Source organism: Micromonospora sp. Llam0 (assembly GCF_003751085.1).
In the GTDB taxonomy this organism is placed as follows: domain Bacteria; phylum Actinomycetota; class Actinomycetes; order Mycobacteriales; family Micromonosporaceae; genus Micromonospora_E.
The window spans coordinates 1,995,693-2,007,427 of record NZ_RJJY01000001.1; the positions used below are offsets into that span (position 1 = coordinate 1,995,693).

The window sequence follows — 11,735 nt, forward strand, 5'->3', positions numbered from 1 at the left end:
GAGGTGACATGCGCCGGGGAGTGCGGTTGATCCCGTTGGCGTTGGCGGCCGGTCTGGTGCTGGAGGTCGCCGTTTTCCTGCTGATCGCCCATCAGATCGGCTACGGGTGGGCGTTGCTGCTGGTGCTGGCCGCTTCGCTGGCGGGTATGGCGCTGCTGCGTCGGGAAGGGATGCGTGCCTGGCGGAGTTTCCGGGCGGCGGCGCAGTCCGGTCGACCACCCGGCGAGCAGGTCAGTGACGGTCTGCTCGGGCTGGTCGCTGGCGTGTTGTTGGCGACGCCGGGGCTGGTCAGTGGCGTGTTCGGTGGTGTGTTGGCGGTGCCGCAGGTGCGGCGGGTGGTGCGGAGGCGGGTTCAGGTCGCCGCGGAGCGGCGGATGTCGTCGGCGGCGGCCGGGGAGATGTTCGGGCCGCGCCGGGTGCGGGTGTATCCGCCGCCGCCGTCGGCGGCGGACCGCCCGTCGGCGGGGTCTGCGGACGGTTCCGGTTCCGCACAGCAGGCCGCTGCGGCTGGTCCGACGATCGAAGGCGAGATCGTCGACCCGCCGCGGTGAGCGGACACGCCGGCCGGGAGCGTGCCGACGCCCCTGACACCGGTGTACGGCGTCAGGGGCGTCGGGTGTCTGGGCTACCCGCCGACGACCTCGCGGGGCTGGGCGGTCAGACGCCGCCGCGCCGGTTGCGGACCTCCTGCAGACGTTCGGCCAGGATGTCCTCCAGTTCGGCGATCGACCGCCGTTCCAGGAGCATGTCCCAGTGGGTGCGCGGCGGCTTGGCCTTTTTCTGCTCCGGTTCGCTGCCGTCGACCAGCCGGGCGACGCTGCCGTCGAACTTGCATTCCCAGGTCACCGGCACCTCTGCGTCGACGGCGAACGGGACCTCGAACTGGTGGCCTTTGGCGCAGAGGTACTCGCGGGTCTGGCGCGGCGCGAGTTCCGTGTTGCGGTCGGACTCGTAGCTGACTGCTCCCAGACGGCTTCCGCGCAGCATGCGCTCGCCCATGATCGGCTATCCCCTCGGTCGTGGTGCTGGTCTTCAGGTGTAACGATGTGCACGGGGCGGGCGATTCCCGCTGTCCGCGGGCGCTGCCTGGTAGCGGCAGGGCCCGCGCCCGGACGTGTGCGAGCGTATCCGGCCGATGCTCGCTGCTGCCGTGTCACCGGTGCGCGGACGCCGTCGCCGCCGGGGTGAAACATGGCGTTAACGAAGTCTGGCACATCGGTGACGATGTGGATGCGATGTAGGTCACTGTGCGGGCGCCGCCGGGGGGGTGTCGACCGGCCGGTGGGTGGTGCTGAGCGCTGCCAGCGCGGTGGCGAGGTCGCTGACCTGGCGGGACAGTTCCGTGACCCGGGCCTGGGCGTTGTCACGTTCGGTCCGGGCGGTGTCGAGCGCGGCGGCCAGCTCTGTCGCGGTGTGTCGGGCCTGGTCGGCGCGGGCGACGGCGGCGGTGGTCTGCGCGCGGGCGGTGTCGGTGTCGGCACGGGCGGTGTCGGCATCGTGCTGTGCCGCGTCGGCCCGCCGCTGCCACTGGTCGATGTCTGCGCGCGCCTGGTGCAGCGCCTCGAGCGCGGCGGCGGTTTCTGTGTGCGCCCGGGCGGCGTCTGCCCGGGCGGCCTCGGCTTGCGCGTCGGCCCGGTCGGCGCGGATGTCGGCCTGCCGGCGGTGGCCGTCGGCGGTGCGCGCGGCTTCGCCGGCGTCGGCTGCTGCGGCGGTGGCCGCTGCGGCCTCCCGGGTGAGTTCGTCGATGACGCGTCGGTCGTCGTCACGTTGCCGGGTCAGTTGGTCCAGTTGTTCGCGGACGGCGTCGCGGTCGTGTTCGGCCTGCCGCAGCAGTGCGTCGGCGGCGGCGGCCCGTTGCTGCGCGGCGGCCTGTTCCGTCTGTGCCTGCGCGGCCTGCTGGCGGGCTGCTGCGGCTTCGGCGATCGCGGCTTCGGCGCGTGTCTCGACGGTTTCGGCTCGGGCGGCGGCCTGCGCGGCGGTCTGTTGTGCCCGGGTGGCGGCTTCGGTGGCGGCTTCGGCTGTCTGCCGCGCGTCGTCGCGTTCGGCTTGGGCGGCGGCGAGGGTGGCGGCGGCTTCGGCCCGGACTTCGGCGACGCGTCGGTCGACGCCGGCCGGGGAGAGTTCGGCGTGCAGTGTCTCGGTGAGGGTGCCGACCATCTGGTCGAGGCGGTCGACGAGTTCCCAGCTGCGGGCGATCTGGCCGGCGAGGCCGGGGGCGTCGCGGCGGCGCATCCGGTTGGCGCGGGAGGCGCGTTGGCAGGCTCCGTCGTTGTCGCGGCAGTACCGGAAGGGGCGGCCGGCGGCTGCCCGTTGCGGTACGGGTGCGCCGCAGTGTGCGCAGGGCCGGGTGGCGGTCTCGGGGTCCGGCTGTGGGGTGTCCATCGCCGCCGAAGTGTAATTGCCGGGGTGGATCCGGACCGCTGCGGTGGTGGACGCGGCCGCTGCGCTGATCTGGTCGAGGGAGCTGACCGCCGGGGCGCTGTGGCCGGTTCCGGTCGCCTTCTTACGCGTGGTAGCCGTCGAGGCGGGACAGGACGTACAGCATGACTTCGTCTGGCCCGCCGCCGATCGACCATACGGGGCTGTCCCGGAAGTGCCGGGCGGTCCACATCTCTTCCATGTACCCGACACCTCCGTGGAACTGCAGGCAGGTAGCGGAGATCTCGCGGGCCAGGCGGCCCACCTCAAGTTTCGCGACGGACGCGAACCGGAGCACGTCCTCGCCTCGGATGTACGCATCCGCGGCTGCATAGTTGTAGTGCCGCAGAATGTCCAGCCGTGCGCTCAGCTCCGCGAGGGTGTAGTTGATGTACTGGTTGTCGATCAAGGGCTTGCCATGGGCATGGCGGGTCTTCAGATAATCCGCAGTCCGGGTCAGGGCCGTCTCCATGCTGCCGACCGCGGCGTAACACAACGCGAGGCGCTCGTTCTGAAATTGGCTCATCTGCTGGTAGAAGCCCAGGTTGATCTCGCCGATCGTGTTGCTGACCGGGACCCGCATGTCGGTGAATGTCAGCTCGGCGGTGTCGGAGGAGCGCATGCCGAGCTTGTCGAGCTTGCGGTGGACTTGGAAGCCAGGTGTGTCGGTAGGGACGACGATCTGCGTGAAGCTGCCATTTCCGGGCTCGTCGGACGTGCGGGCCAGCAGACAGATCCAGTCGGCCTGGATGCCGTTGGTGACATAGAGCTTCGAGCCGTTGATCACCCAGTTGTCGCCGTCGCGCACCGAGCGGGTGCGTATGGCGGCTACGTCGGATCCCGCATCGGGCTCGGTCACCGCGACAGAGCAGACCGCCTCGCCTTTGATCGCCGGGACCAGGTAATTGTGTTTGAGTTCCTCGCTGCCGAATTGGTGCAGGGACGGGGTCGCCATGTCTGTCTGGACGCCGATGCCCACAGCAACGCCACAGGGGCCCACGCGGCCGAGCTCCTCGTGCAGGATCACCGTGAAGAGGTGGTCCGCGCCCTGGCCGCCGTACCTCTCGTCATACTCCACGCCGAGCAGGCCGAGTTGACCCATCTTCATGAACAGTTCGTGTGCGGGGAAGATTCCATTTGCCTCCCATTCCTCAGCGTACGGTCCGATTTCCTTTTCGGCGAAGTCGCGAACCAGTTGACGAAAGGCATTGTGCTCGGCGGTGAAAGTTGCCATTGTTCATCACTCCCGGATCGATCGAAGATCCACTTGACCTTGAGCCACGATTCGTTGACCTCGACAGCCACGGGTGCGAGGTCCCGTGATCGACAGCCAGCTTCCACGGCGACCGCAGGACGTTCTCCCTGTCCCGCCGATGTCCCGTACTACGCCTGGAGCTCGACGTGATCCGCGCGTCGCTGAGCGGCATCACAGGAGGGCGAGCAGTTTGGGCGTGTAGAGCGCATCGATCGATGTGACTCCGGCTACCACGTCGAGGTAGATGCCGACGAGTTCCGGATCGGACTGCACGGCCCGCAGCAGGGCAAGCCGTTCCTCGTGGGCAGGGGCGAGCCGAGCGACGCCGAGCGTGGCTTGGTAGCCTGCGGCGAGTGTCGCGTCCCGGTCCCTGGCAAATCGAACCAGGGCCGCGTCGAGCTGCTCAGGGTCGCCGCCGAGTGTGCCTCCTACCTCGCGCACCAGGTTTTCCACCTGCAGGAAAGCGTCGCTCATGCCTCGCGCCGTGATGGAGTCCTTGTGGTGTCCGGCATCACCCACGAGTACCCATCCGGGCCCTGCCGCTTGCCGGAAGAAGTTTCGCTGGTCGCCGCTGCCGCTCAGACGCTCCACGGGCGTGCCGGCCCGCATCCGTTCGTACAGTGCCGGCGTGGTGGTGCGTATCTGCTCCTGGTAAGCGCGGCGTGCGTCGGCGCGGACCTCCTCGAAGCGGGATTGCGGGAAGTAGACCAGGACGAGGGTGGCGTCGTCGTTGGTGGGCACGGTCGCGACCCAGCTACCGGTCCGTTCGTACAGTTCCAGTTCGGCGGGGAGGTTCTGCCAGTACATGTAGTACGCGCAGGTCAGCAGCGGGTCCTGCACGCTGTGTGGGGCCTCCACCAGCTCGGCCACGGTGGAGCGCATACCGTCCGCGCCGATCACCAGACGCGCGTGTTCGGTGAAGCTCAGGCTTCCCTGCCGGCCCTCGACGCCGATGACCCGGCCCGCTCCGTCTCCCAGCAGGCCGGTCACCCGGCAGCGTTCACGATACTCGGCACCGGCCGTGGCGGCCGCGTCCACCAACAGGGCGTCCAGGACACGGCGCCGGGGGGCGAATTCCGTTGGCTGCCCCGACGCGCCCCGGGCGTACCCTTCGATGCGGATGTCGGCGACCTGGTAGGTCGTTCGCTGCAGTGGTGGGCAACCCGAGGCTCGGACCTGTTCCAGCAACCCCCAGCGGGCGAGTGCCGCGACTCCGGGCTGGTGGATGAGATGCGAGGAGAGGGTGTCGGAGCCATACGCCGACTTGTCGAGCACGAGTATCCGGTAGCCCGCTTGGGCCAGCAACATTGCGGTAGGTGCGCCAGCGCAGCGCGCCCCCACCACGATGGCGTCGTACATGAGGATGCCTCATAACGGACGTTGGCGAGCCTGGCTCGGAGAGGGACAGAGAGAAGCGGATCATTTTGCTGACGGTTCGCTCTGATGAATCCTGGCGCTGCTTGCGAACCAGCTGACAGGTCTGGCTATGGCCGAGAGTCGGCGTCGGTCGATTTTCCCGTTTGCCGTGACAGGCATCTGATCCACAACCGCCCAGAGCGGGGGGACCATGTAGGACGGAAGGTGGTCACGTAAGCGCTCACTCAGCTCGGCGGGTGTGATAGCCTTCCCTGGCCTCAGCTCAACTGCGGCTATCAGCTTCTTGTCAACACTGTCGCCGTCCGTGACCGTCACGACCGAGTTTCTTACTTCCTCCTGAGCGTTCAAAGACTCACTGATCGCAGGTAGCTCAATACGGAATCCACGGATCTTCACCTGGTCATCCTCCCGCCCCAGGAAGCGGAGTCGACCAGCCGCGTCGATGCGCACCATGTCACCTGTTCGATAAAGTCGCTCAGGAACGTCAGGCGAGAATGAGCCAAACGCCTCGCCGGTTCCCTCTTCGTCCTCGAAGTAGCCGGCGGCAAGACCTTCTCCGGCGCAGTACAACTCACCGACAGCTCCGGGCATCAGCAGCCTTGCACGTTTGTCCAGAACATATACCCGCGTTCCCGGGACGGGTATCCCGATGGGAATCGGTCCATCAATTTCTGTCGAATCGCGAACCGAGTGTACTGTCGTGAAGGTGGTGTTTTCGGTTGGACCGTAGCCGTTTGTGACCACGAGACCCGGATTTTCCGTCAGGGCTTGTTTGATCTGTTCGTGGGGAACGATATCGCCACCGGTCAAAAGGTGCCGCAGGCTGCCAAATGGTTTTGTTGCGAATTCTTGAACAAGCCTGAAGAGACCTGCGGTGAGCCAGGCTACGGTTATTTGACGCTCCGCAAGAAAATCGCCTATTTCCATCGGGGACAGGTGGTCCGGTGGGCAGACTTCAAGGACCGAGCCCGTCAGCAGGCTGCCCCAGATTTCAAGCGTAGAGGCATCGAATGCGAGTGGCGACATCCGAAGGAAGCGTTCACCCGGGCCCAGCGTCAGGTATTTCCCACCGTGTACCAGTCGGATGATGCCGCGGTGCGGGATCGCCACGCCTTTGGGCTCACCTGTCGAGCCAGATGTGAAGGCAATATACGCCAGCCGGTTGGGGTCGGGACGGACGGGGGATACACTCTTGCCCTGGGCCACCCATCCTCGATGCCATGAACTGACCAAACGTACGTCGTGCGAGGCGATGCGGCTAGTCCCGTCGTCGGCGACGATCGCAGCAGCGGGAGAAGCCTTGGCAATTATCTTCGCAGTGTGGGAATCGGGTTGCGACAGGTCGATCCCAATATATATGGAGCCCGTCCAGAGCGTCCCCAGCACTGCGACTGTCTCCGCCACCGACCGTGGAACTCCGATCAGCACGGTATCGCCCTCTCGGACGCCGGCAGCGCGCAGTAGATGCGCCTGTTCAGTTGCGGCCACGGCCAATTCAGAGTAGGTCAGCACCGACTCTGCGTCCCGCACGGCAGGTGCAGCCGGCCATCGCTGGGCCGCGCGGCGAAAAAGCTCGTCCACGGATGAAGAAGGAAAGACGCGACTCGTTTGATTGATGGTTTGGAGAATCTTCCGCGCTTCGGCGGAGATACACCGTACATCCGCCAGCGTGATGTCGGATGGGTCTGCCGTCATCGAATCCAGAAGCTGGTCCACGGCGGCCAGGTAATCCGTGACGAACCTCTCCGCCTCGCCACCGTCCCACAAACCCGTTGCAAAGATTGCGTATCCTGAGAATGACTGAACTGAGTCATTCATTTCTATAGCGATATCGAACTCGGATCTGACGGCAACGACTTCCCCAGCTCGGGTCGTAGCAGGCTCAGCGTTAATCTCCTCCGGGCTTTCCCGGCCATGCACGGCAAAGAAGGTCTGGATGAGCGGATGACGTCGACCGTGCTGTTCCATGCCCAGCCGTGCTGCGACTGTACCGGATGGAACATTTCCCCTGTCCAGACTCCATGTCAGCGACTCGTGGACGGCATGGATGAACTCTTCCGGTCCGAAGTCATCGTTGACATCCAGACGGACCGGAACAGGCTTGCTGACACTGCCGACGCCGACAAGTAGAGTGCTTGCGCCGGTCAATCTGCTCAGCGTGAGGCCGAATGCAGCCAAGAGAATGGAGAGTGGAGGCACGCTCGATGTTTGCGATCGCCTACGCAGTAGCGTTGTGGTTTCCGCGGATATTTCGATGGGGAGTCGACTGCTGCGCGTGTCATGACGCGGATGGGGATTGTCTGATGGTATTTCCAGAACCGTCGGCACTCCCGCCAATCTCTCCAGCCACATTTCGATTGTTTGCTCTTCCTGGTTGTCAAGTGTTTCCATCAGTCACCTCTCCTGCCGGACGTCTTGCCCCCTCGCTGCTGCGAAAACAGCCGTACGGAACCCAGGCTGGAGGGAAGTACCACGATTTTCCACAAGCGGGCGGGAGCCCATTGCGGGTTAACCTGAGGTTTTCCCGAGATTCTCGCTCATCAGTTGACTGAGGACGGCGGCCTGGCCCTGGACGGTTGGGGATCGGAGGACGTGAGTGGCCTTGATTGCGAGTCCGGAGGATTTCGCGAGCTTCGCGACGAGAGAGATGAGCACGAACGAGTCGCCGCCCGCGTCAAAGAAACTGGTGTCGTCATTGAACGTGTCGTGACCAAGCGTATTTCGCCAGACGGAACGGACAAGATGGATGAGTTCGGATGGAACCGGGGCCTGTTCATCAGCATGCGGAGAATTCATTGAGGCTTCCATCGTCTATCCCTGTCCAGTTGATTGGTTTTGTAAGGAACGGCAGTCTGATGATGAGCGATGGACCTCCGTGTTCAGTTGCTGAGCTTGTTGCGGCGTATGTGTGTCTGATTCCGAGAATTCCGGAAGGAACAGCCCACGAAGTAGCACCTCATGCGGTCATCGTGCCGAGCTTGGCGAGGTTCAGTACGTCACACAAGTCCGCAAGCAGCATGGCTTCTTCATACTTCAGGTAGAAATGTCCACCAGGTAGCACCTGGAACTGAAAGGCGTCATGCGTCATGTCTGCCCAGCCGTGCATCTGCTCCGGGCTGAGTTCGGGATCATCGCTGCCGGCGTACCCGTATATCGGGCAGGAGAGCGGAGGGCGTTGGCCACCGGAATAGCCTGCCGTCAGGTGGTAGTCGGCGAGGACGGCAGGGAGCATTGCCTCCCGCAGGTCGGGATCGTCGAAGACCACAGCACTGTTTGCGTCCAGGCTCACGGCATGCGCGATGATGTCCTCGTCGGTGCCGTAGTCCGTACGGCGGCCGGCCAGCGCCTGGGGCGGTCGTCTCGCGGACACGCACAGGGCTGCCGGGGGGCAGTCTCGATCCTGGAGGCGTAGCGCCACTTCGTGTGCCACCGAAGCACCCATGCAGTGGCCGAAGAGTACCAATCTCGTCTGTGCGAGATCGCCGAGCGCGTCGGCGATCTCATCCGCGAGAGGCTCCAGCCCGGGTGAGTACGGATCGTCGAACCGATCGTCCCGGCCCGGGTATCTGACAGCCATGACGCCGACGTCCGATGGCAGTCCTGCTGGCCAGGTGCGGTAAGTGCTTGCCCCGGCACCGGCGTGAGGAAAACAGAGCAGCTTCGTTCTGCATTCGTCGCCATCACGGAAGCGGCGAATCCACCGATTTTCCACCGGATTCTTCATTGCACTAAGCTCTTCGAAGAAGTCGGTGGGGCTGCCTTCGGTGAGCGGAAAGCGTGATGGCGAATGATGGCGGCGCGAGGAAGTGAATTTTTTCCTAACAACACCATGAGAGTTCTCCAGAGTGCACGAGAAGGAGTTGCTTGAACTTTCTACCATGCCGTCTGTCACAGAGGAAGACCCGAGGTGGGTCACGTAGATGATCATCATTCATGATATGGCTGTGACCTGCTTCTATGCCCTGGACTGCACTGAAATTCGCGTACCAGTCGGTCGCGGCGACCTCGTCAAAATGCCGTTATTCGATGGGTATTTCTCACACTTCCGAGACGGGTGGCATTATCCGATGTGGATGCCGAACGTCGAACAGTGAGTTCCGGTTCTGAACATGAACTGGCCGGCACGGTCGTGGGTGAGATCAGCGGCCGCCCTGACGGTGTGCGACACGTCCGCGGTGACCGTGACGCCCGGCAGGTCGAGGGTCCGTAACGGGGCACGGGTGGTGGCGGGTTCGCAGGTCCCGCCGCCGTCGGCCGGCGCCTGGGCGAGTGAGCCCGACGACGACCGCGTCCGTCGAGCGTGGGGGTGTCAGTCCGCCTGCAGGGCCGCGACGAGACGGTCGAGTGCGTCCGGCGTGGTCTGGGGCAGGAACAGGGAAGGCTCAACCAGTTCCAGTTCCAGGACGGATGGCCTGCCGTGGTCGTCGCGGACGAGGTCGACACGGGCGTAGAGCGGGACACCGAACCACTCGGTCACCACATCGACGGCCTCCTGCGCGGCGGCGATCTGTTCCGGGTCGGCGACGTGCGGGGTGCTGGTCTCCGGCACGAACAGGTCGTCGACCGGGTCGGTGCGGGGCAGCGCCACCCGTTTGTTCGCGGCGTGGCTGTACCTGCCGGTGAAGAAGACGAGGGGCCATTCGCCGTCGTCGGCCACGGATGTAAGCCGTGGCTGGACGAGCACGCTGGTGCCGGCGGCGTGCAGTCTCCGTACGTGTGCGTACGCTTCGTTGTGCTGCGCCGGTCCGTACGTGGCGACGTGGCGGCTTCCCGCGCCGACGGCTGGCTTCACCACGAAATCGCCGGCGGGAAGGTGCGGGCGGTGTCCCGGCTCCACGAACGTGGTCCGCGTGACGGGCACCCCGGCCCGGTCGAGATCGGCGAGGTAGTGCTTGTCCAGGCTCCACCGCAGCATCGGTAGCGGGTTACGCAGGTCCGTCACCTGTTCGACCGCTTCCAGCCAGGTGAGGAACTGTCTGAGCCGCTGCGGATAGTCCCAGGTCGAGCGTAGGACGGCCCGGTCGTAGTCGGCCCACCGCACCGTGGGGTCGTCCCACACCACCACGTCGACTGCGATGCCGGCCCGCCGCAGAGCCGGCAGAGCCAGTGGTTCGTCCTCGTCGTGTCCGTGTGCCTGGCGGGCCGAGACCCATGCCAGCCGGGTGACCATGTGCTGATCGTACGGCCCGGCCCGACGCGGGTCGGGCCGTACGGCGGCAGGGGTCAGCGGTCGTCGCCACTGCCACTGAGGACACCACGGTTCTGGCGGCTGGCCAGTTTGGCAAGGTTGGCTGCCGCGATGTCGTCCAGTGAGAGGTCGAGGTAGTCGGCGAGGGTCGCCACGTACCACAGGACATCGCCCAGTTCCTTGGCGATGCCGGCCCGGTCGAGCCTGGACTCGTCGCTGTCGCAGTCTCGGACCCACTTCTTGAACTTCTCGGCGATCTCACCCGATTCGCCGACGAGTCCGAGTACCAGATGGAGCAGCTCGTTCTTCTTGTCGCGCGAGGCGGCCGTGCGGAGGGCGCCGCGCTGATAGTCGTCCAGGTCCATGGCGGACCAGTATGGCGGCTTACTTCCACCCGGCTCCGCTCCACACCTCCGGCTGGATTAATGGATTACTGTTATCCGTAATTCGATAAACCGGGCAGGGGTGTGGTTGGCTGAGGGGCATACATCATAATGACAGTTATGCGGCAACAACACACTACCTGTATGGTGTAGTGGTGGGTGATGACATGGTGTTCTGCCGGAAATGTGGCCAGACGAAGCCACGCACCGCCTTCTACGACCAGCTGCACTCGGCTCTGCCCCGCAGACCATGCAAGGCCTGCATTCTGGCGGACAAACGTGCCCGCTACGCGACCAAGGACGGCGACCGCGTCTCGCACGCGCAGGTCCTGCGTGAGAAGTACAACCTCACTGCGGCGCAGTACGAGCAGATGCTGGCCGACCAGGCAGGGCGGTGCGCGATCTGCGGTCAGTACGAGACAGCGCGCGGCCGTGGCGGTGCGCCACGGCGCCTGGTGGTCGACCACGACCACCGCAGCGGAGTCGTCCGGCAGTTGCTCTGCCACCGCTGCAATCTGGTGACATGGGCGGTCGAGGAGAACCCCGCTCTGCTGGACAAGGTGCGGGCGTATCTGGAAACGCATCTCGTCGCACCGGGTGCGCCGGCCAGCTCCTGCCTGCCGGCTACGACGCCGCCGTTATCCGGTTGAGGCCCCGACCGGCCCGACGGAAGCATCAGCCGGTGCCGACCTTCGATGAGTACGTCGCAGCAAGCGGTAGCCGACAGTGCTGACACCATCGCCGACGTGATTGACGGCGAGACCACCGTCAAGGTCTTGCGCATCCGGGACGGTGCCGTGGATCTGCTACCCCGCAACCTGCGCTGACCCGTCACCCCTGGTGACCGCGCGGTGATCCCCGGCAAGGTGGTCTGCGTGGTGCGTCGAAGCTGAGCGTGTCCGCCCGTAGCGGGGGCAGGAGCGCGGGCCACCAGGTCGCGGTGTCGCCGGGGTGAACGGATCGAAGGCGCCTGGATCAACCGCCAACGAAACGCGCACGGGTGCCACTCAGGTGAGGACGAGGAGGTCCAGGGCGTCAACCACGGGTCTGGTCTCACGTTGCGCTACCTTGGGGCCGCAGGGGTGCCGACATCTGATGTGTCGATCCGTAGGCT

General features: G+C 65.3%; 12 protein-coding genes. 3 read left to right on the forward strand and 9 right to left on the reverse strand.

Translation table 11 applies throughout. From position 1 onward, the window contains the following. Positions 1 to 8: 8 nt before the first annotated feature. On the forward strand, positions 9 to 551 hold the full coding sequence (locus EDC02_RS08955; protein ID WP_123601538.1) for an FxsA family protein: 543 nt from the start codon (positions 9 to 11) through the stop codon (positions 549 to 551). A gap of 106 nt (positions 552 to 657) precedes the next feature. On the opposite strand, the gene EDC02_RS08960 is transcribed toward EDC02_RS08955, so the two are convergent. The 9 genes from EDC02_RS08960 to EDC02_RS09000 form a co-directional block, all read right to left on the reverse strand. Next, positions 658 to 999 carry an RNA polymerase-binding protein RbpA gene (locus EDC02_RS08960; RefSeq protein WP_123601539.1) on the reverse strand — a complete coding sequence of 114 codons (342 nt, stop codon included), beginning with the start codon at positions 997 to 999 and terminating at the stop codon, positions 658 to 660. Between the two features lie 243 nt (positions 1,000 to 1,242). Then, complete coding sequence (locus EDC02_RS08965) at positions 1,243 to 2,382, reverse strand: serine/threonine protein kinase (protein ID WP_123601540.1); 1,140 nt, start codon at positions 2,380 to 2,382, stop codon at positions 1,243 to 1,245. Positions 2,383 to 2,503: 121 nt separating this feature from the next. Continuing rightward, positions 2,504 to 3,652, reverse strand: coding sequence for an acyl-CoA dehydrogenase family protein (locus tag EDC02_RS08970; RefSeq protein ID WP_123601541.1), 1,149 nt, complete (start codon positions 3,650 to 3,652; stop codon positions 2,504 to 2,506). A 192-nt stretch (positions 3,653 to 3,844) separates the two neighbouring features. Continuing rightward, positions 3,845 to 5,032: an NAD(P)/FAD-dependent oxidoreductase gene (locus EDC02_RS08975; protein ID WP_123601542.1), complete on the reverse strand. Its 1,188-nt coding sequence runs from the start codon at positions 5,030 to 5,032 to the stop codon at positions 3,845 to 3,847. Positions 5,033 to 5,092: 60 nt separating this feature from the next. Then, complete coding sequence (locus EDC02_RS08980) at positions 5,093 to 7,441, reverse strand: amino acid adenylation domain-containing protein (RefSeq protein ID WP_123601543.1); 2,349 nt, start codon at positions 7,439 to 7,441, stop codon at positions 5,093 to 5,095. Between the two features lie 117 nt (positions 7,442 to 7,558). Further along, positions 7,559 to 7,858 (reverse strand): phosphopantetheine-binding protein, encoded by a 300-nt coding sequence (locus EDC02_RS42755; protein ID WP_199757553.1) that lies wholly within the window; start codon positions 7,856 to 7,858, stop codon positions 7,559 to 7,561. Positions 7,859 to 8,006: 148 nt separating this feature from the next. Continuing rightward, positions 8,007 to 8,978 carry a thioesterase II family protein gene (locus EDC02_RS08990; protein ID WP_233605813.1) on the reverse strand — a complete coding sequence of 324 codons (972 nt, stop codon included), beginning with the start codon at positions 8,976 to 8,978 and terminating at the stop codon, positions 8,007 to 8,009. 381 nt (positions 8,979 to 9,359) lie between these two features. Next, the gene (locus EDC02_RS08995; RefSeq protein WP_123601546.1) at positions 9,360 to 10,220 is read right to left on the reverse strand and encodes a RimK family alpha-L-glutamate ligase; all 861 of its coding nucleotides are present in this window, start codon (positions 10,218 to 10,220) and stop codon (positions 9,360 to 9,362) included. 53 nt (positions 10,221 to 10,273) lie between these two features. Continuing rightward, entirely contained in the window at positions 10,274 to 10,603 is a 330-nt protein-coding gene (locus tag EDC02_RS09000; RefSeq protein WP_123601547.1) for a nucleoside triphosphate pyrophosphohydrolase family protein, read from the reverse strand. Between the two features lie 173 nt (positions 10,604 to 10,776). Between EDC02_RS09000 and EDC02_RS09005 the strand changes: the two genes are divergently transcribed. Both EDC02_RS09005 and EDC02_RS42320 read left to right on the forward strand, forming a co-directional pair. Next, a complete protein-coding gene (locus EDC02_RS09005; protein WP_148083376.1) occupies positions 10,777 to 11,271 on the forward strand; it encodes an endonuclease domain-containing protein in 495 nt (164 codons plus the stop codon). Positions 11,272 to 11,316: 45 nt separating this feature from the next. Beyond that, positions 11,317 to 11,448, forward strand: a complete 132-nt coding sequence (locus tag EDC02_RS42320; protein WP_255500070.1) for a hypothetical protein — start codon at positions 11,317 to 11,319, stop codon at positions 11,446 to 11,448. Positions 11,449 to 11,735: the final 287 nt, after the last annotated feature.

What these genes read in the sequence shown, in the direction of transcription:
- EDC02_RS08955 (WP_123601538.1), top strand. Translation starts at nt 9, where the DNA reads ATGCGCCGGGGAGTGCGGTTGATCCCGTTGGCGTTGGCGGCCGGTCTG.
- EDC02_RS08960 (WP_123601539.1), bottom strand. Translation starts at nt 999, where the DNA reads ATGGGCGAGCGCATGCTGCGCGGAAGCCGTCTGGGAGCAGTCAGCTAC.
- EDC02_RS08965 (WP_123601540.1), bottom strand. Translation starts at nt 2,382, where the DNA reads ATGGACACCCCACAGCCGGACCCCGAGACCGCCACCCGGCCCTGCGCA.
- EDC02_RS08970 (WP_123601541.1), bottom strand. Translation starts at nt 3,652, where the DNA reads ATGGCAACTTTCACCGCCGAGCACAATGCCTTTCGTCAACTGGTTCGC.
- EDC02_RS08975 (WP_123601542.1), bottom strand. Translation starts at nt 5,032, where the DNA reads ATGTACGACGCCATCGTGGTGGGGGCGCGCTGCGCTGGCGCACCTACC.
- EDC02_RS08980 (WP_123601543.1), bottom strand. Translation starts at nt 7,441, where the DNA reads ATGGAAACACTTGACAACCAGGAAGAGCAAACAATCGAAATGTGGCTG.
- EDC02_RS42755 (WP_199757553.1), bottom strand. Translation starts at nt 7,858, where the DNA reads ATGGAAGCCTCAATGAATTCTCCGCATGCTGATGAACAGGCCCCGGTT.
- EDC02_RS08990 (WP_233605813.1), bottom strand. Translation starts at nt 8,978, where the DNA reads ATGATCATCTACGTGACCCACCTCGGGTCTTCCTCTGTGACAGACGGC.
- EDC02_RS08995 (WP_123601546.1), bottom strand. Translation starts at nt 10,220, where the DNA reads ATGGTCACCCGGCTGGCATGGGTCTCGGCCCGCCAGGCACACGGACAC.
- EDC02_RS09000 (WP_123601547.1), bottom strand. Translation starts at nt 10,603, where the DNA reads ATGGACCTGGACGACTATCAGCGCGGCGCCCTCCGCACGGCCGCCTCG.
- EDC02_RS42320 (WP_255500070.1), top strand. Translation starts at nt 11,317, where the DNA reads ATGAGTACGTCGCAGCAAGCGGTAGCCGACAGTGCTGACACCATCGCC.